The sequence below is a fragment of the Pseudomonas sp. DE0157 genome (assembly GCF_007678615.1).
Classification (GTDB): Bacteria; Pseudomonadota; Gammaproteobacteria; order Pseudomonadales; family Pseudomonadaceae; genus Aquipseudomonas; species Aquipseudomonas parafulva_B.
Map to the genome: position 1 here is coordinate 508,657 of NZ_VEJN01000002.1, position 21,656 is coordinate 530,312.

At 61.6% G+C, this 21,656-nt stretch carries 24 protein-coding genes; 13 read left to right on the forward strand and 11 right to left on the reverse strand.

Annotated elements, in window-relative coordinates; all coding sequences use genetic code 11:
• Nucleotides 1-9 precede the first annotated feature (9 nt).
• Nucleotides 10-921, forward strand: a complete 912-nt coding sequence (gene hemF, locus FS777_RS05090; protein WP_058638754.1) for an oxygen-dependent coproporphyrinogen oxidase — start codon at nt 10-12, stop codon at nt 919-921.
• 25 nt (nt 922-946) lie between these two features.
• Nucleotides 947-1,771 (forward strand): shikimate dehydrogenase, encoded by an 825-nt coding sequence (gene aroE, locus FS777_RS05095; RefSeq protein WP_058638753.1) that lies wholly within the window; start codon nt 947-949, stop codon nt 1,769-1,771.
• Nucleotides 1,772-1,810: 39 nt separating this feature from the next.
• Here aroE and FS777_RS05100 read toward each other — a convergent pair whose 3' ends face one another.
• The 3 genes from FS777_RS05100 to betC form a co-directional block, all read right to left on the reverse strand.
• Entirely contained in the window at nt 1,811-3,376 is a 1,566-nt protein-coding gene (locus FS777_RS05100; protein ID WP_145254166.1) for a SulP family inorganic anion transporter, read from the reverse strand.
• An 89-nt stretch (nt 3,377-3,465) separates the two neighbouring features.
• Nucleotides 3,466-4,395, reverse strand: coding sequence for a choline ABC transporter substrate-binding protein (choX, locus tag FS777_RS05105; RefSeq protein ID WP_145254170.1), 930 nt, complete (start codon nt 4,393-4,395; stop codon nt 3,466-3,468).
• A 14-nt stretch (nt 4,396-4,409) separates the two neighbouring features.
• Nucleotides 4,410-5,927 (reverse strand): choline-sulfatase, encoded by a 1,518-nt coding sequence (betC, locus tag FS777_RS05110; RefSeq protein WP_145254173.1) that lies wholly within the window; start codon nt 5,925-5,927, stop codon nt 4,410-4,412.
• A 108-nt stretch (nt 5,928-6,035) separates the two neighbouring features.
• On the opposite strand from betC, the gene FS777_RS05115 reads away from it, so the two are divergent.
• Together FS777_RS05115 and FS777_RS05120 are read left to right on the forward strand one after the other, a co-directional pair.
• A complete protein-coding gene (locus tag FS777_RS05115; RefSeq protein WP_145254176.1) occupies nt 6,036-6,935 on the forward strand; it encodes a LysR family transcriptional regulator in 900 nt (299 codons plus the stop codon).
• A gap of 55 nt (nt 6,936-6,990) precedes the next feature.
• On the forward strand, nt 6,991-7,329 hold the full coding sequence (locus tag FS777_RS05120) for a DOPA 4,5-dioxygenase family protein (protein ID WP_058603643.1): 339 nt from the start codon (nt 6,991-6,993) through the stop codon (nt 7,327-7,329).
• A gap of 251 nt (nt 7,330-7,580) precedes the next feature.
• Here FS777_RS05120 and trpA read toward each other — a convergent pair whose 3' ends face one another.
• Nucleotides 7,581-8,390 carry a tryptophan synthase subunit alpha gene (gene trpA, locus FS777_RS05125; RefSeq protein ID WP_058638748.1) on the reverse strand — a complete coding sequence of 270 codons (810 nt, stop codon included), beginning with the start codon at nt 8,388-8,390 and terminating at the stop codon, nt 7,581-7,583.
• Nucleotides 8,387-9,604, reverse strand: coding sequence for a tryptophan synthase subunit beta (trpB, locus tag FS777_RS05130; RefSeq protein WP_145254179.1), 1,218 nt, complete (start codon nt 9,602-9,604; stop codon nt 8,387-8,389). The genes trpA and trpB overlap by 4 nt, the downstream gene beginning before the upstream one ends.
• 108 nt (nt 9,605-9,712) lie before the next feature.
• Between trpB and FS777_RS05135 the strand changes: the two genes are divergently transcribed.
• On the forward strand, nt 9,713-10,609 hold the full coding sequence (locus tag FS777_RS05135; RefSeq protein WP_145254182.1) for a LysR family transcriptional regulator: 897 nt from the start codon (nt 9,713-9,715) through the stop codon (nt 10,607-10,609).
• Here FS777_RS05135 and FS777_RS05140 read toward each other — a convergent pair.
• Nucleotides 10,606-10,929 carry a YqjD family protein gene (locus FS777_RS05140; RefSeq protein ID WP_023532474.1) on the reverse strand — a complete coding sequence of 108 codons (324 nt, stop codon included), beginning with the start codon at nt 10,927-10,929 and terminating at the stop codon, nt 10,606-10,608. The genes FS777_RS05135 and FS777_RS05140 overlap by 4 nt on opposite strands.
• A gap of 150 nt (nt 10,930-11,079) precedes the next feature.
• Between FS777_RS05140 and FS777_RS05145 the strand changes: the two genes are divergently transcribed.
• Together FS777_RS05145 and FS777_RS05150 are read left to right on the forward strand one after the other, a co-directional pair.
• The gene (locus tag FS777_RS05145) at nt 11,080-11,295 is read left to right on the forward strand and encodes a dodecin (RefSeq protein WP_023532741.1); all 216 of its coding nucleotides are present in this window, start codon (nt 11,080-11,082) and stop codon (nt 11,293-11,295) included.
• A 101-nt stretch (nt 11,296-11,396) separates the two neighbouring features.
• Complete coding sequence (locus FS777_RS05150; RefSeq protein ID WP_023532365.1) at nt 11,397-11,618, forward strand: DUF1161 domain-containing protein; 222 nt, start codon at nt 11,397-11,399, stop codon at nt 11,616-11,618.
• 122 nt (nt 11,619-11,740) lie between these two features.
• Here the strand turns inward: FS777_RS05150 and FS777_RS05155 are convergent, their stop codons facing one another.
• Nucleotides 11,741-12,745 (reverse strand): LLM class flavin-dependent oxidoreductase, encoded by a 1,005-nt coding sequence (locus FS777_RS05155; protein ID WP_058638747.1) that lies wholly within the window; start codon nt 12,743-12,745, stop codon nt 11,741-11,743.
• 151 nt (nt 12,746-12,896) lie between these two features.
• On the opposite strand from FS777_RS05155, the gene FS777_RS05160 reads away from it, so the two are divergent.
• Entirely contained in the window at nt 12,897-13,322 is a 426-nt protein-coding gene (locus tag FS777_RS05160; protein ID WP_058603648.1) for an OsmC family protein, read from the forward strand.
• Nucleotides 13,323-13,393: 71 nt separating this feature from the next.
• Nucleotides 13,394-13,627, forward strand: a complete 234-nt coding sequence (locus tag FS777_RS05165; protein WP_058603649.1) for a DUF1161 domain-containing protein — start codon at nt 13,394-13,396, stop codon at nt 13,625-13,627.
• A 30-nt stretch (nt 13,628-13,657) separates the two neighbouring features.
• Here FS777_RS05165 and FS777_RS05170 read toward each other — a convergent pair whose 3' ends face one another.
• Together FS777_RS05170 and FS777_RS05175 are read right to left on the reverse strand one after the other, a co-directional pair.
• On the reverse strand, nt 13,658-14,071 hold the full coding sequence (locus FS777_RS05170; protein WP_023532343.1) for a hypothetical protein: 414 nt from the start codon (nt 14,069-14,071) through the stop codon (nt 13,658-13,660).
• 56 nt (nt 14,072-14,127) lie between these two features.
• On the reverse strand, nt 14,128-14,541 hold the full coding sequence (locus tag FS777_RS05175; protein WP_145254185.1) for a hypothetical protein: 414 nt from the start codon (nt 14,539-14,541) through the stop codon (nt 14,128-14,130).
• Nucleotides 14,542-14,625: 84 nt separating this feature from the next.
• Here FS777_RS05175 and FS777_RS05180 point away from each other — a divergent pair, with 84 nt between their 5' ends.
• Nucleotides 14,626-15,699: an aminopeptidase gene (locus FS777_RS05180; RefSeq protein WP_145254188.1), complete on the forward strand. Its 1,074-nt coding sequence runs from the start codon at nt 14,626-14,628 to the stop codon at nt 15,697-15,699.
• 26 nt (nt 15,700-15,725) lie between these two features.
• Here the strand turns inward: FS777_RS05180 and FS777_RS05185 are convergent, their stop codons facing one another.
• Together FS777_RS05185 and FS777_RS05190 are read right to left on the reverse strand one after the other, a co-directional pair.
• The gene (locus FS777_RS05185; RefSeq protein ID WP_145254191.1) at nt 15,726-16,382 is read right to left on the reverse strand and encodes an HAD family hydrolase; all 657 of its coding nucleotides are present in this window, start codon (nt 16,380-16,382) and stop codon (nt 15,726-15,728) included.
• Between the two features lie 116 nt (nt 16,383-16,498).
• Nucleotides 16,499-17,047 carry a gamma carbonic anhydrase family protein gene (locus FS777_RS05190; RefSeq protein ID WP_058638743.1) on the reverse strand — a complete coding sequence of 183 codons (549 nt, stop codon included), beginning with the start codon at nt 17,045-17,047 and terminating at the stop codon, nt 16,499-16,501.
• Nucleotides 17,048-17,113: 66 nt separating this feature from the next.
• On the opposite strand from FS777_RS05190, the gene prlC reads away from it, so the two are divergent.
• The 3 genes from prlC (at nt 17,114) to FS777_RS05205 (ending at nt 21,606) form a co-directional block, all read left to right on the forward strand.
• The gene (gene prlC / locus FS777_RS05195) at nt 17,114-19,201 is read left to right on the forward strand and encodes an oligopeptidase A (RefSeq protein WP_145254194.1); all 2,088 of its coding nucleotides are present in this window, start codon (nt 17,114-17,116) and stop codon (nt 19,199-19,201) included.
• A complete protein-coding gene (locus FS777_RS05200; protein WP_078477768.1) occupies nt 19,198-19,479 on the forward strand; it encodes a YheV family putative zinc ribbon protein in 282 nt (93 codons plus the stop codon). The genes prlC and FS777_RS05200 overlap by 4 nt, the downstream gene beginning before the upstream one ends.
• A 120-nt stretch (nt 19,480-19,599) precedes the next feature.
• Nucleotides 19,600-21,606, forward strand: a complete 2,007-nt coding sequence (locus tag FS777_RS05205) for a M3 family metallopeptidase (RefSeq protein ID WP_145254197.1) — start codon at nt 19,600-19,602, stop codon at nt 21,604-21,606.
• Nucleotides 21,607-21,656 lie beyond the last annotated feature (50 nt).

Here is a 21,656-nt window from a genome sequence, read left to right on the forward strand (position 1 = left end):
GGTGACCCGATGATTAGCCGCACCGAGGCTGTGAAAGCCTATCTGCTCGACTTGCAAGACCGCATCTGCTCAGCCCTGGAACGCGAAGACGGCGGCGCCCGCTTCGTCGAGGACGCCTGGGTGCGCGAAGCGGGTGGCGGGGGCCGTACGCGGGTGATCGGCGAAGGCACCGTCATCGAGAAAGGCGGGGTGAATTTCTCCCATGTGTTCGGCACCGGGTTGCCGCCTTCAGCCAGCGCCCATCGGCCGGAGTTGGCTGGGCGCGGTTTCCAGGCGCTCGGGGTGTCGCTGGTGATCCACCCGCATAACCCCCACGTGCCTACTTCCCACGCCAACGTGCGGTTTTTCATCGCCGAGAAGGAAGGCGAAGAGCCGGTCTGGTGGTTCGGCGGTGGCTTCGACCTGACGCCGTATTACGGTGTGGAGGAAGATTGCGTGCACTGGCATCGAATCGCGGAACAGGCGTGCTCGCCTTTTGGCGCCGATGTTTACCCACGCTACAAGGCCTGGTGCGACCGGTATTTTCACCTCAAGCACCGGGGTGAGCCCCGTGGCATCGGCGGGCTGTTCTTCGATGACCTGAACGAGTGGGACTTCGATACCTGCTTCGCCTTCATCCGCGCCATCGGCGATGCCTATATCGACGCGTACCTGCCCATCGTGCAGCGCCGCAAGGGTACGCCCTATACCCCACAGCAACGGGAATTCCAGGAGTTTCGCCGGGGCCGTTACGTCGAGTTCAACCTGGTCTACGACCGTGGCACGCTATTCGGGCTGCAGTCTGGCGGGCGCACCGAGTCCATCCTCATGTCGCTGCCACCGCAGGTACGCTGGGGCTACGACTGGAAACCCGCGCCAGGCAGCGAAGAGGCGCGGCTGACCGAGTACTTCCTGCAAGACCGTGACTGGCTCGGCCAGTAAGCCTGTAACCATTCAAGGAGCCGTCATGGACCAGTACGTCGTTTTTGGCAACCCGATCGGCCACAGCAAGTCGCCGCTGATTCATCGCCTGTTCGCCGAACAGACCGGCCAGGACCTGGAGTACGCCACGCTGCTGGCGCCGCTGGACGACTTCAGTGACTGCGCGCGCGGCTTCTTCAAGCAAGGCAGCGGTGCCAACGTCACCGTGCCATTCAAGGAAGAAGCCTATCGCCTGTGCGACAGCCTTACCCCGCGCGCGCGTCGTGCAGGCGCGGTGAACACGCTCAGCAAGCTGCACGACGGTACTTTGCAGGGGGACAACACCGACGGTGCGGGGCTGGTCCGTGACCTGACCGTCAATGCTGGTGTGGAACTGGCAGGTAAACGCATCCTTGTCCTCGGTGCCGGCGGCGCCGTGCGCGGGGTGCTGGAGCCGCTGCTAGCGCAAAACCCGCAGTCACTGGTGATCGCCAACCGCACGGTGGAAAAGGCCGAACGCCTGGCCGAGGCGTTCGATGAGCTGGGGCCGGTGGTGGCCAGCGGGTTCGCCTGGTTGCAAGAGCCGGTGGACGTGATCATCAATGCAACCTCGGCCAGCCTGGCCGGTGAGCTGCCACCGATTGCCAGCAGCCTCATCGAACCCGGTCGCACGGTGTGCTACGACATGATGTATGGCAAGGCGCCAACGCCGTTCTGCCAGTGGGCCACCCAACATGGCGCTGCCAAGGTGCTGGACGGTCTGGGGATGCTGGCCGAACAAGCCGCCGAAGCTTTTTATGTGTGGCGCGGTGTGCGGCCGGACACTGCTCCGGTTCTCGCTGAACTGCGCCGCCAGCTGGCGCGGGGCTGACAGCAAGCTGGGCGCCTGAGCGGCGCTTCATGTGGCTGCTCAGTCCTCGAACCGGATTGGGCAACGCGCCGGGCCTTCGAGCTTGTGCAACTCTTCGATTACCTGTGGCCTGGCGCCGCGCAAGGTCAGGCTGCCGCCCGTTCGCTGCAGCCGCCTCGCCTCGCGGTGCAGCATGTCCACCCCTGAATAGTCGATGAAGTTGACCTGCCGCGCATCCATGACCACCTGCGGGCCCTGGCAGCGCTGCAGGCGTACTTGCAGGTAATGCGCGGCACCGAAGAAGATCGAGCCGCCTACACGCAAGATGTCCGCATCGCCTTCGCGGCTCTGGTGGATGCGCGGACGCGAGGTGCGCTTGAGGTAGAAGAACAGGGAAACCAGCACACCGGCATAGATGGCCGTCTGCAATTCCAGGAGCAAGGTGGCCGCTGCCGTCAGCGCCATGACCACGAACTCGGCACGGCTCACACGCAGCAATGCGCCGATGGCCTTGCGATCAACCAGCCCCCAGCAAATCAACAGAATGCTGCCAGCCATCGCCGGAATCGGCAGGTGCGCGATCAGCCCGGCACCGGCGACGGCGAACACCGCTACCCACAGCGCCGAGAACACCCCGGCCATGGGTGAGCGCGCGCCTGCGTCATAGCTCAGGCCCGATCGGGTGAACGAGCCCGACGAGAGGTAGCCGGAAAAGCACGCACCGACGATGTTGGAGAGCCCTTGGGCTCGTATTTCCCGGTCGGCGTCAATCAGTTGCTCGGAGCGCGCAGACAACGAACGGGCGATGGACAAGCTGGTCACCAGCCCCAGCATGCCAACGGCCACGGCGCTGGGGAGCAGGCGCAGTATCAGGTCCATGTCCAGCAGCGGCACGGCACTCAGAGGTGGCAGGCGCCCCTCGAACGCCGGTACACGCGGCACGTGCTCGAACACGCCGGGCAGCAGCCACGCCAGCAGGCTGACGGCCAACAGACTTATCAACAGGCTGGGCCAGCGAGGGCGCCATAGTTTCAGCGCCATGCCCATTGCCACGGTAAGCGCCCCCAGAATCAAGGACGGCACGTCCGTTTCGCCGGCATGGCTGGCCAAGTCCTGAGCTGTCTTCAAGGCGGTGGCTTGGCTGGGCAAATCCAGCCCGAGCAGGTTGGGCAGCTGCCCCAGCGCGATGACCACGGCAGCCCCAAGGGTGAAGCCGATCACTACCGAATGTGAGACGAAATTGACCAAGGCCCCGAAACGCAGAAGCCCCAGCAGCAACTGGAAGACACCACCCAGAAAGGTCAGCAGCAGCACAAGGGTGATGTAGTCATCGCTTCCTGCTACTGCCAACGGGCTGACACTGGCGTAAAGCACGATGGAAATGGCCGCCGTCGGTCCGCAGATCAGGTGCCAGGAGGACCCCCACAGGCAGGCGATCAGCACCGGGACGATGGCTGCATACAGCCCATATTCCGCTGGCAGGCCGGCGATCAGGGCATAGGCGATGGATTGCGGGAGCGCAAGGATGGCGCCGCTCAAACCTACCAGCAGGTCCTGACGCAAGCTGCGGGGCGTCTGGCGCGGCAGCCAGGCTAGAAAGGGCAGCAGGCGTATGAGGCGATGCATAGGGTGGTCAAATCCCCAGGATGTGTCTGTTCTGGAGAGTGATCTGTTTCACGAATCAACCGCAGACAGACCCGCTCTCCACTCGCTGTTTACAAGGTTTGTTTCACGGCCGCGACGGCGTCTGCACCCGCTTTGGTGGTCACGCCGTTCAGCCAGCCATCCAGTGCCTCGGGGTGCGCTTTCACCCAGGCCCTGGCCGCCTCGTCGAAGCTGATCTTCTTATCCAGAACCTCGGCCATGATGGTGTTTTCCATGTCCAGCGTGAAGCTCAGGTTGCTCAGCAACTTTGCCGCGTTCGGGCAGGCTTGTGGATAACCCTTACGTGTCAGCGTGAACACGTCGCCTTTGCTACCGAACCACTTCTCGCCACCGGTCAAGTAATGCATGTTCAGCTTCACGTTCATGGGGTGCGGCGTCCAGCCGAGGAAGGCTATGTACTGCTGTTTCTTGACCGCTCGATCCACCTGGGCCAGCATGGCCTGCTCGCTGGACTCCACCAGTTTCCATTTGCTCAGGCCGAAGGCATCACCCTTGATGATCTCTTGCAGCGAGAGATTGGCCGGCGCGCCTGAGCCAATGCCGTACAGCTTCCTGCCAAACTGATCGGCGTGCTTGTTCAAGTCCGCGAAATCACGTACCCCGCCTTTCCACACATAGTCCGGCACCGCCAGGGTGAATTCGGTTCCTTGCAGGTTACGCGAGAGCTGCTGCACATCCCCGTTGGCGACGAACTTGTCATGGAAGCCTTGGTGCGCAGGCATCCAGCTCCCAAGAAAGGCATCGACTTGGCCATCCTTGAGCCCGCCATAGATGATCGGCACCGCCAGGCTCTCCACCTTCACCTGGTACCCCAGGGGTTCAAGCAACAGCCGGGCCACTGCGTTGGTGGTGGCGATGTCACTCCACCCGGGGTCGGCCAGCTTGACGGTTGAGCATTGCGCGTTGTTATCGGCGGCCTGGGCGTTAAGCGTACTCAGGCTGACGGCTAGCGCGAACAAGGTAGCAGCGAACGTATGCATGGCGGGCTCTCTTTTCAATCCAGTGGGGCGGGCTGTGGATAACGTGCCTTGCGCTCGAGGTCGTCAAGATCGATGTGGTTGCGCATGTACTGCTGACTGGCGTCCACCCAAGGTTGGTGATCCCAGCTGCTCAACTTGCCAATGGCCAGTGACTGGGCCACCAGACGGCGACGTCGCTGGCTGGCCAGCACCTGCTTGCGCAGGCCGGGTATGTCCCAGCGCTGGCGCGCCTCGGTGACGAACCCCTGCAGCAATGCCTGATGATCCGGGCTGGTAGCCAGATTCTCCCGCTCGTACGGGTCGCGGCTCAGGTCATAGAGTAGACAGGGGTCGTCCTCGCTGTACACGAACTTGTAGGAACCGCGGCGGATCATCATGAGCGGGCCGACGGTACCCTCGGCCATGTATTCACCAATCACTTCGTCGTGACCACCCTGCCCTCGCAGATGGCCAAGCAGTGAGCGGCCGTCCAGGTGAAGGGATTTATCCACAGCCCCACCTGCCAGCTCGACCAGGGTAGGCAGCAGGTCGCAGGTCGAGACGGACGCACTGACGCGGCCGGCCGCGAAGCGTTGCGGGGAATGGATCAGGAGCGGTACACGGGCTGACATCTCAAACCAATGCATTTTGTACCAGAGGCCGCGCTCACCCAGCATGTCGCCATGGTCGCCCGAGAACACGATCAAGGTGTCGTCGGCGAGGTTGCATTCCTCAAGGGTGTGCAGCAATTGACCGATATTGTCGTCGATGTAGCTGCAAGCGCCGAAGTAGGCCCGCCGGGCATCGCGGATTTTGTCCACAGGGAGCGGTTTGTCCCAAAGGTCGTAGACCTTGAGCAATCGCTGGGAGTGGGGATCGAGCGAGGCTTGGCTATCCGTGTGCTTGGGTAACGGGATATCCACACCGTCGTAGCGATCCCAGTAGCGTTTGGGGATGGTGTAGGGATCGTGAGGGTGGGTCATGGACACTGTCAGACAGAACGGGCGGCCGTCGTTTTCACGGACATGGTCATACAAATACTGACGCGCCTTGAACACCACTTCCTCGTCGAAATCCAGCTGGTTCGTACGCACGCATGGCCCGGCGTGCAGCACCGAGGACATGTTGTGGTACCAGCTTGGTCGCACGTCAGGCTCATCCCAATTCACGGCCCAGCCGTAGTCGGCCGGGTAGATATCGCTGGTCAGGCGTTCCTCATAGCCGTGCAGTTGATCAGGCCCGCAGAAGTGCATCTTGCCGGACAGCGCCGTGCGGTAGCCCAGGCGGCGCAGATAGTGGGCGTAGGTGGGGATATCGGCGGGGAAGTCAGCCGCGTTGTCATAGGCCCCAATACGGCTAGGGAGCTGACCACTGACAAGGGTGAAACGCGAGGGGGCGCACAGCGGGCTATTGCAGTAAGCCGAATCGAACACCACGGCCTGTGCAGCCAGACGAGTGAGATGAGGCATCTGTATGGGTGAGTCGGCGTAGATGGGCAGCAAGGGTGCTGCCATTTGATCGGCCATGATGAACAGGATATTAGGGCGTTTCATGCAAGCTCCCATCGTTGAAGGTTATGCGCAATGCTTGCCTACCACGATGCGGCGGTGCATAACGTGGGTAAAGCCCCTTTAGGGCAATGGGTGGGATTAGCCAGACTTATGTTTGAACACCTTGCTGGATTGTCGTTGGATACCTTACGCGTGTTCGAGGCGGCCGCCCGCTTGCGCAGCTTTACGGCAGCTGCCTTGGAGCTGGGCACCACGCAACCGGCAATCAGTCAGCAGGTAAAGCGCCTGGAGGCGCAACTGGGCGCGCGGCTGTTCGACCGCATCTACCGGGGCATCGAGCTGACCGAGGCGGGCCAAGTGTTGTTCGAGTACGCCAGCCAGGGGTTGCAAACCATGGACGATGGCGTGGCCCGCGCAAGCGGGCGCCATCAGCGTGAAGTACTTCAGGTGGCGACGGATTTTGCATTCGCTGCGTTCTGGTTGATACCCCGTCTGCAGCGCTTTCATGAAGCGTATCCACAGGTCGATGTAAGCCTGGTGACGGGTGAGCGAAGCCAAGCCATGTTGCGCCCGGACATTGACGTGGCGGTGCTATTCGGCGATGGGCGTTTTCATCAAGGCGAGAGCCGTTGGCTGTTCGATGAGGAGGTTTTCCCGGTATGCAGCCCTCGCCTTGTCCATGGCAAACCCTTGTCTGCCGCGGCTTTGCAGCGTTTGCCGCTGCTGCATCTCAAGGGTGAGCAGGCGAGCCGGTGGTTCGACTGGGCAGGTGTCTTTCGCGGGCTCGGGGTGACCAGCGCGCCGCCTGCGGGGCAGCTGCGGTTCGACAACTACACGTTGTTGATCCAGGCCGCCATCGCGGGCCAGGGCATGGCGATCGGCTGGCGGCATCTGGTGGATGGGCTGGTCGATCAAGGGTTGCTGTGCCGGCCGTTGGAGGGCACCTTGCGGTCGGCACGTGGGTATTACGCCGTATTGCCGCCGCGCAAGCGTCGCGGGGCGTTGATCGCACGCTTCGTGGATTGGCTTGAGCACGAGCGTTGCCTCTGAGATGCTGGGCCCGCTTGTGGCATGTTGTCAGAATCGACGCACATCAGGAGTAGCTGTGCAGAGAATCAAGGGTTATCACGCCCACGTGTACTACGACGCCTCCACCTTGGAGCAGGCGCGAGCCTTGTGCGAGGAGGCAGCCGCGCTGTTTCCGGTCACCATGGGGCGTATGCACACCAGGCCTGTTGGGCCGCATCCGGACTGGAGCTGTCAGTTGGCGTTCGAGCCTGAGCTTATTGGCGTGGTGCTGCCCTGGCTGGCGTTGCACCGCAGGGGGCTGGTGGTCTTTTTGCACCCGCTTACCGGAGATGAGCTGGCAGACCACCGCGATCATGCGATCTGGATGGGGGCGCTCCGGCCTCTGGACTTGTCGGGTTTTGGCGAAGGGCGTTAATTGAGCGATCCAATCTTAGGCGCGTTCTTGCCGGAGCGGCCGCGATGACTGCGAAGCAGCCCCAGGATTTCAGCTTCGCAGCTCATATTGCTGGGGCCGCTATGCGGCCCATCGCGGCACAAGGCCGCTCCTACAGGTATACGCATCCCTCAAGTTCGCCGCGATGGGCCGCGCAGCGGCCCTAGGATATCCGCGTTGCAACATGAGCTGCCGCTCAAGATAGCCTTGGGCAACCGAGCGACAACCATCCCTTAGCGCCGAGCGCCACGTACCCCTTCTGCCAAGGCCGAGCACAGGCTCAACACATCGTCTACCGCCTGACCGGGGTTCTGCGCGTGGGCAATTTTGTCGACCAGGGCTGAGCCTACCACCACACCGTCGGCGAGACGGGCGATGTTGGCCGCCTGCTCGGGGGTGCGAATGCCAAACCCGACGCTGATCGGCAAATCCGTATGGCGACGCAAGCGCGCAATGGCTTCGGTCACATGTTCTGTCGTCGCCGAGCCTGCGCCGGTCACACCGGCCACCGACACGTAGTAGACGAACCCGGAGCTGCGCTCCAGCACGCGGGGCAGGCGCGCGTCGTCGGTAGTCGGGGTGGTCAGGCGGATGAAGTCGATACCCGCAGCCTGGGCCGGGCTGGCCAGTTCGTCGTCATGCTCAGGCGGCAGGTCGACGATGATCAGGCCATCGACACCGGCTTCGTTGGCCTGGGCCACGAACGCTTCCACGCCAAAGCGGTGAATCGGGTTGTAGTAACCCATCAGCACGATCGGCGTGGTCTGGTCATCCTCTCGGAATTCGCGAACCATCTGCAGCGTCTTGGCCAAGGTCTGGCCAGCCTCGAGTGCACGCAGGGTGGCCAGCTGGATGGCCACGCCGTCGGCCATGGGGTCGGTGAACGGCATGCCCAGTTCGATCACGTCGGCACCTGCCGCCGGCAGGCCCTTGAGAATCTGGAGCGAGGCGTCATAGCCTGGATCACCTGCAGTGACGAAGGTGACCAGTGCTGCGCGGCCTTCGGTTTTCAGCTCGGCGAAACGTTGTTCAAGACGGCTCATGCCTGTTTCTCCTGGGCGGCCATGTGGTTCATGACGGTGTGCATATCCTTGTCTCCACGCCCCGACAGGCAGATCACCATCAGGTGGTCCTTGGGCAAGGACGGGGCGCGCTTGATGGCTTCGGCCAGCGCATGGGCGCTTTCCAGCGCGGGAATGATGCCTTCGAGCCGGCAGGATGCGTGGAAGGCATCTAGGGCCTCGTCATCGGTGATGCTGACATATTCGACCCGCTTCACTTCGTGTAGATAAGCGTGCTCGGGGCCGATGCCCGGATAGTCCAGGCCTGCTGAGATCGAATGGGCATCGGTGATCTGGCCGTCGGCGTCCTGCAGCAAGTAGGTACGGTTGCCGTGCAGTACCCCAGGCACTCCGCCGTTCAAGCTGGCAGCGTGCTTGTCGGTCTGCACGCCGTGCCCGCCCGCCTCTACACCGATGATCTGAACGCTCTGATCTTCGAGAAACTCGTGGAACAGGCCCATGGCATTGGACCCGCCACCCACGCAGGCCACCAGGCTGTCCGGCAGTCGGCCTTCCTTTTCCTGCATCTGGGCGCGGGTTTCCTTGCCGATGATCGACTGGAAGTCCCGAACCATGGCTGGGTAGGGGTGCGGGCCGGCTACGGTGCCGATCAGGTAGAACGTGTCGTCGACATTGGTGACCCAGTCGCGCAGGGCCTCGTTCATGGCATCTTTCAAGGTGCCGGTACCAGCGGTGACCGGCACGATTTCAGCGCCCAGCAGTTTCATGCGGAACACGTTGGCCTGCTGCCGCTCGATGTCGGTAGCGCCCATGTAGATCACGCAAGGCAACCCGAAACGCGCCGCCACGGTGGCGGTAGCGACGCCATGCATGCCGGCACCGGTTTCGGCGATCAGGCGCTTTTTGCCCATGCGCTTGGCCAGCAGTACCTGGCCGATGCAGTTGTTCACCTTGTGCGCGCCGGTGTGGTTGAGCTCCTCGCGCTTGAAGTAGATCTTGGCACCACCGCAGTGCTCGGTCAGGCGCTCGGCGAAATACAACGGGTTGGGACGGCCAATGTAGTCGCGTTGGAAGTAAGCCAGTTCTTCGAGAAATGCAGGGTCTGCCTTGGCCGCTTCGTACTCACGGGCCAGGTCCAGTACCAGTGGCATCAGTGTTTCGGCCACGTAGCGGCCGCCGAACGAGCCGAACAGGCCATTGGCATCGGGGCCGGGGCGATATTGGGACTGGGTCATGAGACGCTCCAAGGCATAACGAATGAGTGATGGGCTTTACTGTAACCATGACCTGCTCCGATGAAAACCGATAAGATTGCGCTGACCTGTCAGGAAAACTCACACGTAATGGCCAGTGATCTCCCGCCCCTCAATGCCTTGCGCGCCTTCGAGGCGACTGCCCGGCTCAACAGCGTCAGCCAAGCAGCTGAAGCGCTGTACGTGACCCATGGCGCAGTTAGCCGGCAAATCAAAGCGCTGGAAGCGCACCTTGGCGTTGCCCTGTTCGCCAAGGATGGGCGAGGTGTGAAACTCACAGATGCTGGCGTCAGGTTGCGTGACGTCAGTGGTGAGGTCTTTGATCGGCTGCGCGGGGTATGCCGGGAGCTGGTCCGCGAAGTGGAGCACGCACCTTTTGTGCTTGGCTGTTCCGGGAGCTTGCTGGCGCGTTGGTTCATCCCGCGTCTGGGGCGCTTGAATGCCGACTTGCCTGAGCTTCGCCTGCATCTTTCTGCCGGTGAGGGCGACCTTGACCCGCGTCGCCCCGGGCTGGATGCGTTACTGGTGTACGCCGAACCGCCGTGGCCAGCGGACATGCAGGTTCACGTACTGGCGCAGGAACGTATTGGGCCAGTCGTCAGCCCGCACTTCGAGGGCACTGGGCGCCTGCGCAAGACGGCGGTCAGCCAGCTATTGGAAGAATCCTTGCTGCACACCACGTCGCGCCCGCAAGCCTGGCCTACATGGGCGTTGGCCAACGGCCTCGATGCCCAGGCGCTGAAATATGGGCAGTCGTTCGAGCACCTGTATTACTTGTTGGAAGCGGCAGTCGCAGGATTGGGGGTGGCCATCGCGCCTGAGCCATTGGTGGCCGATGACTTGCGTGCAGGGCGCCTGATTGCGCCATGGGGCTTTAGCGCAACGCCTGCAGCGTTGGCACTGTGGGTGCCACGGCGCGCCGCAGATGGGCGCGCCGAGCAGCTGGCGCAGTGGTTACGCGCCGAGTTGGCCGGGCAGAGCGCTTAGTTGCGCTTGCACAGCAGGTAGGCAGCCAGCAGGCCCAGTGCGCCTACGGCCACGCCAGCGGTGGTGTAGGGGTGTTCCTGGGCGTAATCGCGGGTAGCGATGCTGGTCTTGACCGTGCGGTCTTTGACTTCTTCGTAGGCGTCGCTCAGTAGGCTGCGCGAGTGCTTCAGGGCCGTCTCGGCATTGCTGCGGATAGCCTTGAGGGACTTCTGGGATTCCTCGGACGCGTCGTTCTTGAGGCTTTCCAGGCTTTTCAGGAGGCTCTCGATCTCGGCTTCCATGCTTTCCAGTGATGTTTTACGCAGCGAGTTGCGGGGCATGTTGACTCTCCTTCGCGTTATGGGCTCTAGAGATTGCGACTATCAAGCGAAGCGAAAGTGCGATCGAACTTTCTGCCGCTGCGCCTGCTCGCAGGTAAACCAGCACTGCGCTGCTAGGCTCAACGTTATCGCCATCCAAGGAGTCAACACATGTCCGATCACCACACGTACAAAATGCTCGAACTGGTAGGTTCTTCCACCACCGGTATCGAGGATGCCATTCAGAATGCCCTGGCCGAAGCCTCCAAAAGCGTGCAGATGATGGAGTGGTTCGAAGTCGTCAGCACCCGTGGTCACATTCGTGACAACAAGGTCGAGCACTTCCAGGTGACCCTGAAGGTCGGCTTCCGTATCACCAACAGCTGATACAGTTCCGGGCTGGATGTGCCTGGCGCGATGGGGTAAGACTTAGACGAGGCGCCTGATGGGCGCCTTTTGCGATTTCATCTGCACAAGGAAAGCAAGTGATGAACAAAGTGGTTCTGGCGTTGGGCCTGATGACCCTGGCGGGCGGCGCGATGGCTGCCGGCAAGCCGTGTGAAGAGCTGAAAGCGGAAATCGCTGCCAAGCTCGATGCCAAGGGCGTGCAAAACTACACGCTGACGGTCGTGGACAAGGGCGATCCCGCCGGCAAGGTGGTGGGCAGTTGTGAGGGCGGTACCAAGGAAATCGTTTACAGCCGCAACTAAGGGCCACCGAACCCTGCGGGTTGACCGCGGGGTTCGGGCATATGACCGGTTGCCAGGCTATCGGTCACCCGTCAAGACGCCGAGTCAGCCCGGTCCGCTCCACGGGGCACCCTGCTCGACAGCTAGGCTTGCTGCAGTGCCTGAGCCAGCAACTCGTAGGAGCGTATCCGGTCTGCGTGCTCGTACAGATCGCAGGTAAAGATCAGTTCATCGGCCCCTGTCTGCTCCAGCAGCACCTCGACCTTGGCGCGGACCTTATCAGGGCTTCCGATCATCGCCAGCCCCATGAAGCTGCCCACCGCGTCGCGCTCATGGGGCAACCACAAGCCGTTCATGGTTTCTACCGGAGGCTTCTGCATCAGGCTCTGGCCGCGAATCAAGGCCAGGATGCGTTGATAGACCGACGTGGCCAAGTACTCGGCCTTCTCGTCGGTCTCGGCCACTACCATGGGAATGCCGAGCATGACGTAAGGCTTGTCCAGCGTGGTGGATGGCTTGAAGTGATTGCGATAGACCCGAATCGCCTCATGCATGTAGCGCGGCGCAAAATGCGATGCGAAGGCATAGGGCATGCCACGCATGCCAGCGAGCTGGGCGCTGAACAGGCTGGAGCCCAGCAACCAGATAGGCACATCGGTGTCGTGCCCCGGCACGGCAATCACTTTCTGGTCATCGGTGCGTGGGCCCAGGTAGCGCGACAACTCTTCGACGTCATCCGGGAAATCGTCCGCACTGCCGGCTCGGTCGCGGCGCAGTGCATGGGCGGTCATCTGGTCGGACCCTGGTGCGCGGCCCAGGCCCAAGTCGATACGACCGGGGTACAGGCTGGCCAGGGTGCCAAATTGCTCGGCCACCACGAGCGGCGCGTGGTTGGGCAGCATGACGCCTCCGGAACCTACCCTGATACGCGATGTACCCCCCGCTAGGTAGCCGATCAGTACCGAGGTGGCCGAGCTGGCGATGCCGTCCATGTTGTGGTGCTCGGCTACCCAGAAGCGGTTGTAACCGAAGCGCTCGACATGCTGCGCCAGGTCCAGCGAATTGCGCAGCGATTGCGCGGGCCCTTGGTCGGCGCGCACTGGCACCAAGTCAAGGGTGGATATTTTCAGATTTCGCAACTGCGTCATGAAGCCTCCGCAATGATGGTTGGCCTGAGGCCTTTTGACTCTGTATGGGCGCAATCGTTGGATTCAATGTCCCCTGTCGGATTGAGCTGAACTCTCATCAGGCTACCAGCCTCTAAATCGATAGGTATTTAACCAATGACCGGGAGGCATCATGAAGAAGACAGCATCGGCAATCTGGGAAGGTGGTCTCAAGGACGGCAAGGGCCAGATCTCCACGGAAAGCGGCGCGCTCAAGAACAACCCTTATGGGTTCAACACCCGTTTCGAAGACACGCCGGGCACCAACCCAGAAGAACTGATCGGCGCCGCCCACGCTGGGTGCTTCTCGATGGCGCTGTCGATGATGCTGGGCGAAGCCAAGCTGACGCCCGAGCGTATCGACACTAAAGCCGAAGTCACCCTGGACAAGCAGGACGATGGTTTTGCCATCACTGCGGTGCACCTGGTGCTGAGCGCCAAAGTACCAGGGGCGAGCGAAGAACAGTTCCTGGAAATCGCCAACAAGGCCAAGCAGGGCTGCCCCGTGTCCAAGGTGCTCAACGCCAACATTACCCTGGATGCCAAGCTGGTGAGCTGATCGCTCCAGCCGTGGGCGGTTTGCGGTAATCTGAAAACCCGGCAGCCTCGCTGCCTTTACTGGAGCCGCCCATGATTCGCATCGCTACCGCTTTACTGGTCTCTCTGGTGACAACTTCGGCACTGGCAGCAATCAAGCCATGCGAGGAGTTGAAGGCAGAAATCGAGGCCAAGATCCAGGCCCAGGGTGTGCCGTCCTATACCCTGGAAATCGTGCCCAACAGCGAAGTGCAGGACCCCAACATGGTGGTCGGCAGCTGTGATGGAGGTGCCCGCAAGATCATTTATCAGAAGAATGATCAGTAAGCCTGGCAACCGCTGGGACCCGGAGGGGGCCTAGGGTATGCAGAAGACCCTGCTAGGTTCGTTGACGACCACGGTCCTGGCTGAGTCATACAACAGCACCTGCGGTTCCATTACCGGCGCCCTTGCCTCAAGCCTATAACGCTCGCCCGCCTCGAAGTGATCGTAACGCACCGTCAGGTAGCATGTACGGTCCCTGGGGTCGGTAGAGAACCCGCCCGCGTAGATCTCATAGTCGAAACGTACGATCAGTTCGTGCTTGCCGGGCGTCACCTGAAAATAACGGCCGTCGTCCAGGCGTTTGCCATCGAGGCGGTCGGCCATGATGACTCTGCCGGGTGTCATGGTGTAAAGGTCTACCCAGGCCTGTTTAGGGTCCTTGGGCGGTAAGGGGCTAGCACAAGCTCCCAGTGCACTGAGGGCGATCAGCATCATGGGCTGGCGCATGGCAGGTTTTCCACTTGCAGTGAATACCTGACAAGCATAGCGCTGTTTTGGATGCTTCACGTGCGCTGGCAGCCTGCCGGTTCACCCTGGCTGACCAGGTTCTGTTGCTGATCATAGAGCTTGATCCAGGGACGGAAGCCGATGCTGCCAGCCTGCAACTGGTAACGCTCGCCAGCATCGAAGCCCTTGAAGGCCACCTTGACCTGGCAATCACGCCACAGCGGGGCGTCAACGGGGCCGATGTTACTGGGCGCCACCGGGAATTGATAGCGCACGGTCAGCTCATGGTCGCCGGGCGGTATTTGGAAATAACGGTTGTCGTCCCAGTCCCTTGCATCGACTTTTACCGCGTCCAGGGAGGTTTGCTCGCCTGGTTCAAGGTCGACCCACGCTTGAGAGGGGTCGGGGTCAGGCAATGTCGAACAGGCCGTTGTCAGCAGCAATGAACCGGCGACCCACAATGCGCGCATGGCGAAACTCCCCTTCGGCGAGATAATCTTTAGGCGAATGGGGTTGAGCGAATCAGACGGTAGACGATGCTTGGAACAGTGCTTGTGCAACGCTCAGACCCTGGGGCACTCGACCGTGTTTTCACCCGGTTTGTTCCGCTACTGCTCGTCGCGCTGCTCAACGGTTGCAGCAGCGCTGGCTACTATGGCCAGCTGGCAGTCGGCCAGTGGGAGCTGCTGCAGGCGCGTCGGCCCCTGACGAAGGTGATGGCCGACCCTGCCACGTCCGAGCCGTTGCGCGCTCGGCTGGCGTACGCCCTGCAGGCACGGACATTCGCCACCCGGCAACTGAAATTACCCGACAACCGAAGCTACACGACGTACGCCGATTTGGGCCGCCCGTACGTTGTATGGAATGTATTCGCCACCCCCGAGTTGTCGCTGCAGCCGGTCACCCACTGTTTTCCCATTGCAGGGTGCGTGGCCTACCGTGGCTACTACCGTCAGGGCGCAGCACGGGGTGCAGCGGCGTTGATGCGCCAGCAGCACCTTGACGTCTATGTGGGCGGGGTAGAAACCTATTCGACCCTGGGCTGGTTCGATGACCCGATCCTGTCATCGATGATGGGCTGGGGTGAAGAGCGTCTGGCCACGCTGATCTTTCATGAGCTGGCTCATCAACGTGTCTACGTGCAGGACGATACGGCCTTCAACGAGTCGTTCGCGTCGTTCGTCGAACAGCAAGGCACGCGGCAATGGCGGCTGAGCCGTGGGCTGGCGGCCACCGGCGAAGACCATGGCCCCCAGCGCGAGCAGTTCATCCGCCTGGTGCTGGCCATGCGGGCACGGCTACAGGCGATTTATGCGGCGCCCACCGATGATGAAACCAAGCGCTTGGCCAAGCGGGCCGAGTTCGAGCGGCTACGGCGCGATTACCGTTTGCTGCGCGATGGCCCCTGGAGAGGCGATGCGCGTTACGACGCCTGGGTATATGGGCCAATGAACAATGCGAAATTGCTGCCATTCGGGCTGTACGATCAGTGGGTGCCGGCTTTTTCGGCTTTATTTCGCCAGGCCGAAGGTGACTGGGAGCGATTCTATGAGCGCGTCGGGCAACTGGCGTCATTGCCCATCGGAGCGCGCACTGCAGCCCTGCAAGGGTTGATGCCCAAGGGCTAGCCCGCGCTAGCCGGTTGCCCGTCCCTTCAGCGCGATTGCATGCTGAACGCCTCGTGCAGCTCGGCCAGGGACGCGAAATGAAACGCCGGCGCTTCTGCCATCAGTTCCTCGCGGCTTCCGAACCCATACCCAACTGCCACGGCCTGCACGCCGTTACTGCGGGCACCGATCAGGTCATGCTTGCGATCGCCGATCATGAGCGTGTGCGCCGGGTCCAGCCCTTCTTCGTCCAGCAGGTGGCGAATCAGCTCGACCTTGTTGGTTCGCGTACCGTCCAGCTCGCTGCCGTAGATCATTTTGAAATGTTGATCGAAGGCGAAGTGGCGGGCGATTTCGCGCGCGAATTCCCACGGCTTTGAAGTCGCTATGTAGAGCGTGCGGCCTTGGCCATTGAGGGTTTCGAGCAGCTGCGGCACCCCGTCGAACACGAGGTTTTCGTACAGGCCCGTGACGCGAAAGCGCTCACGGTAGAAGTTGACGGCCTCCCAGGCCTTGGCTTCGTCAAAACCGTAGAACTGCATGAACGCCTGCAACAGCGGTGGGCCGATGAAATGTTCAAGGCGAGAGAGGTCTGGCTCGTCGATACCCAGCTTCGCCAAGGCGTACTGGATGGAACGGGTGATACCCAGGCGTGGATCGGTCAGGGTGCCGTCGAGGTCGAACAGGATGTTTTGCTGGTGCATAGGGAAGGTGTCCGCTTGGTTGCTGCGCCGCATGCTGGCGGGCGAGCCGATGCCCGCATGGCTGAGTCAGAGCCCGATACCGGCAGCTGCGCGGCCGGCGGGCTGTGGAAAAACGATCAGTCCGGCTGATCGAAGCCCTCGGCCAGGTGCTGGTCCTTGAGCTTCACGTAGTTGCCGGCGCTGTAGGCGAAGAAGGCACGTTCCTGGTCGTTCAACAACCGGACCTGCCTGACCGGGCTGCCCATGTACAGGTAGCCGCTGACCAGGCGCTTGCCCGGTGGCACCAGGCTTGCGGCGCCAATGATCACCTCGTCCTCGACGATGGCGCCGTCCATGACGGTACTGCCCATGCCGACCAGGATGCGGTTGCCCAGTGTGCAGCCGTGCAGCATGACCTTGTGCCCGATGGTGACTTCGTCACCGATGATCAGCGCAAAGCCATCCGGGTTGAACAGGCTGGCGTGGGTGATGTGCAGTACGCTGGCGTCCTGCACACTGGTGCGCGCGCCGATACGGATGCGGTGCATGTCGCCACGCACTACCACCAATGGCCAGACCGAACTGTCTTCGCCGATCTCGACATCGCCCAGTACCACCGCCGAGCGGTCGACGAAGGCCCGCGCTCCGAGCTTGGGACGGTGTTGCTGGAAGCTTCGAATGGCCATGATAGTGTTCCTCATGTGTGCCGATAGGCTGGCTGCCTGCTGCGGTCGGCGTCGATTGTAATTAAGATGGGGCTGTGTTTCTTCTGCCAAGGTATCCAAACCGTGACTGCGAACAACCCGCTTCTGCAATCCCACGATCTGCCGCCCTTCTCGCAAATTCGTGCAGAGCACGTGCTGCCGGCGATCGAAGCGATCCTGGCCGACAACCGTAAAGCTATTGCCAGGATTCTTGAAGAACAAGGCGCAGCGCCTACATGGGCAGGCCTGGTGCTGGCCATGGACGAACTGAACGACCGCCTCGGGGCCGCCTGGAGCCCGGTGAGCCACCTCAATGCAGTGTGCAACAGCCCAGAGCTGCGTGAAGCCTACGAGGCCTGCCTGCCAGCGCTGAGCGCCTACTCTACGGAGCTTGGGCAGAACCGTGCGTTGTTCGATGCCTACCAGGCACTGGCTGCAAGCCCCGAGGCTGCCACGTTCGATGTGGCGCAAAAGACCATCCTTGAACATGCGTTGCGTGACTTCCGCCTGTCGGGCATCGACCTGCCTGCCGCAAAGCAGCAGCGCTACGCCGAGGTGCAGAGCAAGCTCAGCGAGCTGGGCAGCCGGTTCTCCAACCAGCTGTTGGATGCCACCCAGGCGTGGAGCAAGCACGTCACCGACGAAACCGCGCTCGACGGCCTGCCGGACTCGGCCAAGGCCCAGATGGCCGCCGCTGCCACCGCCAAGGGCCTCGATGGCTGGCTGATCACCCTCGAATTCCCCAGCTACTATGCGGTGATGACCTACGCCAGCGACCGCGCGCTGCGCGAAGAGCTGTATGCAGCCTACTGCACCCGCGCGTCGGACCAGGGCCCGAACGCGGGGCAGTTCGACAACGGTCCGGTGATGCAGCAGATTCTCGATCTGCGCCAGGAGCTTGCCCAATTGCTGGGCTACGAGAACTACGCCGAGCTGAGCCTGGCGACCAAGATGGCCGAGTCCACCGACCAGGTGTTGAGCTTCCTGCGCGATCTGGCCAAGCGCTCCAAGCCCTTCGCCGCCCGCGACCTGGCCCAGCTCAAGGCCTATGCTGCCGAGCAAGGTTGTCCGGAGCTGGCCAGTTGGGATGCCGGGTACTTTGGTGAGAAGCTGCGAGAGCAGCGCTACAGTGTGTCCCAGGAAGCACTGCGCGCCTACTTCCCCATCGACAAGGTACTGGGTGGCCTGTTCGGCATCGTGCAGCGCCTGTACGGCATCGAGATCAACGAGCTCAAGCAGTTCGACGCCTGGCATCCGGATGTACGCCTGTTCGAGATCAAGGAGAACGGCCAGCATGTAGGGCGCTTCTTCTTCGACCTCTATGCCCGCGCCAACAAGCGTGGCGGTGCATGGATGGACGGGGCGCGTGACCGTCGCGTAACGGCGCAAGGCCAACTGCAAAGCCCGGTGGCCAACCTGGTGTGCAACTTCACCCCTGCCGCGCCGGGCAAACCTGCCCTGCTGACCCATGACGAGGTCACGACGCTGTTCCATGAGTTCGGCCACGGCTTGCACCACCTGTTGACCCGCATCGATCACGCCGGGGTGTCTGGTATCAACGGCGTGGCATGGGATGCGGTAGAGCTGCCCAGCCAGTTCATGGAGAACTGGTGCTGGGAGCCCGAAGGCCTTGCCTTGATTTCCGGCCATTACGAAACCGGCGAGGCGCTGCCGCAGGACCTGCTGGACAAGATGCTGGCGGCGAAGAACTTCCAGTCCGGCATGATGATGGTGCGTCAGCTCGAGTTCTCGCTGTTCGACTTCGAACTCCACGCCAGCCACGGTGACGGCCGTACGGTGCTGCAAGTGCTCGAAGGGGTGCGCGATGGAGTGTCGGTCATGCGCCCACCGGCCTATAACCGCTTCCCGAACAGCTTTGCGCACATCTTTGCGGGCGGTTACGCAGCAGGCTACTACAGCTACAAATGGGCTGAAGTGTTGTCGGCCGATGCCTTTTCGCGGTTCGAGGAAGAAGGCGTGTTCAATGCCGAAACAGGTCGGGCGTTCCGTGAAGCGGTGCTGGCTCGAGGCGGCTCTCGTGCGCCGATGGTGTTGTTCGTCGACTTCCGCGGGCGCGAGCCGTCCATTGACGCCTTGCTGCGCCACAGCGGCCTGGCCGAAGAATCGGCAGCATGAGCGAGGACGCCGTGAACAAGACCAAGAAGCGCTTCATCGCTGGCGCGGTATGCCCGGCATGCAGTGAAGCCGACAAGCTGATGATGTGGAACGAAGACGGCGTGCCGCACCGCGAGTGTGTGGCGTGCGGTTTTACGGACACGCTCAATGAGCAGGGCTTGTCGGTGCCCAGCGAACTGGGCACGCGGGTCAACCAACAAGCGCCCAAGCCGGCAGCGGCGAAGGTGCAGACCGTGCAGTTCTTTCCCAATCCGAAGCTGAAGAAACCGGCCGATTGACCGCTGCACCGCTCGGGCGCAAGGCCCGGGCGGTGGGGCTGGTGGTAATTAATCGCGACCTGCACGCTCACGCAGTCGCCCACGCTTGCCAGCTCCCATTATCGAGCAAGGTAAAGCGTGATGAGCAACCCGCTTCTGCAACATGGCAACGTGCCCGTTGACTACCCCTCCATCACGGTCCAAAGCATGCAGAATGCGTTCGACCAGGTCCTTGAGCTGTATGCACAAGGCATCGAGCGCGTGATCAACAGCCAGCCATCAATGCCAACATGGGATGACCTGGTGTTGGCCATGGATGATCTGGACGCTCAGTTGTACGCAGTGCTTTATGGGGTAATGCCATTTCTGGGCAAAGGTCAGGCCTGGAGTGACCCTATCCTGGCGTTTCACATTGCTGCCAGCTCCGCGTTGGACTCAAGGTTATGCAACGAGCAGCTTCAGTCGCTGTATGAACAGCTGGCGTACAGCGATATCGGCCGTAACCTCGATAGCCGCCAGCGGGCAACATTGCGCTGGCACGTGGAAAGGTTTCGCGTCAGTGGCGCTTCGCTGCCCAAGAGTGACAAGGCGCGGTTACTCGACTTGCAACGCCAGATAACCGAGCTTGAAGAACGGTATCTGCTCAATCTCGATCATCCGGACGTGGTCGTCGATGATATCACTCAGCTGCGCGGTCTATCCCAACGCAGTCTCGACGAGTTGAACGAACGGGCAAGGCAGCGTGGCAGTAACGGGTGGTCCATACCCTGCGAAAGCTGGGCTGCCGAGCGTGTGCTGGAAGAGGCCGAGCTAGGTGCTATCCGTGAGCAGGTGTACCGGGCTTTCCATGGACGTGGCGTCAATACCGGTTCGTCACCAGATAATGGTCAGGTGCTGCAGCAACTGGCACTTCTGCGCCATGAACGAGCGACGCTGTTGGCGTTTTCCGATCACATGAACCTGAGCTTGGCGCGCAAAAGTGCAGGTTCGCCAGGCCAGGTTCGTGCATTCCTGCAAAGTTTGGCTGCTGGCATGAAACCCCTGGTGCAGCAGTGGCGCTCAGACCTTGAGCGTGACGCACAGAAATTGGGTCTGGATGACATGCAGCCCTGGGACCTACGCTTTGCCCAAAAGCAACTGCGAGACGCGGCCAAGATAGTGTCGAAGGAGGCGCTGCGCGAATTTTTCCCAATGGCTGCCGTGATCGACGCGCTGATCCAGCTGGCCAGGCGGCTCTTTGGCCTGGAGTTGAGGGCCACCCCTGCCCCTGTATGGGCACCCTCAGTTCTGGCTTTTGAGGCATTCCAGCACAACGCACGCATTGGCTTGCTCTATCTCGATGCTGTACAGCATGCCGGTAAGCAGGCAGATGCGGTGTTCACAACCTATGTGCGTAACCGCCGGGTCGACGCGGAAGGGATTTACCAGCAAGCGGTGGTGATGGTCTTCAGTGATGTGCCCGAAGGTAGCGCAGGCGCACAGCCATTGTTGGATCACCTCGCGCTGCGCAAGCTGTACCACGAGTTTGGCCATGCGTTACATCACCTTCTGGTGCGTACCGACAACCAGGTTCAGTCGGGCGTGATCGAACTCGGTACGGACGGGACGGAGCTATTTGGCAAGCTTTTCGAACGTTGGGTGTGGAACGCCGCCTATCTCGTCAGCATTTCCTCCCACCATTCGGACGGGCATCAGATTGATAGGGAGCAGGTCGAGCAGTGCATCGAGCGCTACAAGCGCGAAGCCATCGGCGAAGCCGCGCTTGAGCTGAGCAAGGCCTTGTTCGATGTGGACCTGCACACGAACCCAGGTGACGGGAAAACCGTTCGCCAGCGATTCGCTCAATCGCGCGAACACTGTGGTTATTGGCCCCTGCACGCCCATGAGCACCCGGCCCACACCTTCGACCACCTGGTTACCGGCTATGACGCCGGCTATTACGCCTATCTCTGGGCAGATGTATGCGCCGTGGATATCTTTACCCGCTTCGAGCAAACGGGGGTACTTGATCGTGCACTTGGACAGGTGCTGTTCGAGTCACTTATCGCCCCAGGGGCATCGCGCCCATTGCGTGAAGGGGTGAGACAGTTTCTAGGCCGTGAGATCAGCCTGCACCCTTACCTGCAGTGGCTTCAGGCTGCCGGATGATCGGGCTGGCAATTACCCGGTCCGCCCTTTACTGTACATGTGTACAGTAA

Coding starts and splice junctions, on each gene's coding strand:
- FS777_RS05200 (WP_078477768.1), top strand. CDS start 19,198: ATGAGCGAGGACGCCGTGAACAAGACCAAGAAGCGCTTCATCGCTGGC.
- betC (WP_145254173.1), bottom strand. CDS start 5,927: ATGAAACGCCCTAATATCCTGTTCATCATGGCCGATCAAATGGCAGCA.
- trpB (WP_145254179.1), bottom strand. CDS start 9,604: ATGACCCAGTCCCAATATCGCCCCGGCCCCGATGCCAATGGCCTGTTC.
- FS777_RS05145 (WP_023532741.1), top strand. CDS start 11,080: ATGTCCGATCACCACACGTACAAAATGCTCGAACTGGTAGGTTCTTCC.
- FS777_RS05100 (WP_145254166.1), bottom strand. CDS start 3,376: ATGCATCGCCTCATACGCCTGCTGCCCTTTCTAGCCTGGCTGCCGCGC.
- FS777_RS05155 (WP_058638747.1), bottom strand. CDS start 12,745: ATGACGCAGTTGCGAAATCTGAAAATATCCACCCTTGACTTGGTGCCA.
- FS777_RS05170 (WP_023532343.1), bottom strand. CDS start 14,071: ATGCGCCAGCCCATGATGCTGATCGCCCTCAGTGCACTGGGAGCTTGT.
- FS777_RS05115 (WP_145254176.1), top strand. CDS start 6,036: ATGTTTGAACACCTTGCTGGATTGTCGTTGGATACCTTACGCGTGTTC.
- prlC (WP_145254194.1), top strand. CDS start 17,114: ATGGGGCTGTGTTTCTTCTGCCAAGGTATCCAAACCGTGACTGCGAAC.
- hemF (WP_058638754.1), top strand. CDS start 10: ATGATTAGCCGCACCGAGGCTGTGAAAGCCTATCTGCTCGACTTGCAA.
- FS777_RS05160 (WP_058603648.1), top strand. CDS start 12,897: ATGAAGAAGACAGCATCGGCAATCTGGGAAGGTGGTCTCAAGGACGGC.
- FS777_RS05140 (WP_023532474.1), bottom strand. CDS start 10,929: ATGCCCCGCAACTCGCTGCGTAAAACATCACTGGAAAGCATGGAAGCC.
- FS777_RS05150 (WP_023532365.1), top strand. CDS start 11,397: ATGAACAAAGTGGTTCTGGCGTTGGGCCTGATGACCCTGGCGGGCGGC.
- FS777_RS05175 (WP_145254185.1), bottom strand. CDS start 14,541: ATGCGCGCATTGTGGGTCGCCGGTTCATTGCTGCTGACAACGGCCTGT.
- trpA (WP_058638748.1), bottom strand. CDS start 8,390: ATGAGCCGTCTTGAACAACGTTTCGCCGAGCTGAAAACCGAAGGCCGC.
- FS777_RS05205 (WP_145254197.1), top strand. CDS start 19,600: ATGAGCAACCCGCTTCTGCAACATGGCAACGTGCCCGTTGACTACCCC.
- FS777_RS05185 (WP_145254191.1), bottom strand. CDS start 16,382: ATGCACCAGCAAAACATCCTGTTCGACCTCGACGGCACCCTGACCGAT.
- FS777_RS05135 (WP_145254182.1), top strand. CDS start 9,713: ATGGCCAGTGATCTCCCGCCCCTCAATGCCTTGCGCGCCTTCGAGGCG.
- choX (WP_145254170.1), bottom strand. CDS start 4,395: ATGCATACGTTCGCTGCTACCTTGTTCGCGCTAGCCGTCAGCCTGAGT.
- aroE (WP_058638753.1), top strand. CDS start 947: ATGGACCAGTACGTCGTTTTTGGCAACCCGATCGGCCACAGCAAGTCG.
- FS777_RS05190 (WP_058638743.1), bottom strand. CDS start 17,047: ATGGCCATTCGAAGCTTCCAGCAACACCGTCCCAAGCTCGGAGCGCGG.
- FS777_RS05165 (WP_058603649.1), top strand. CDS start 13,394: ATGATTCGCATCGCTACCGCTTTACTGGTCTCTCTGGTGACAACTTCG.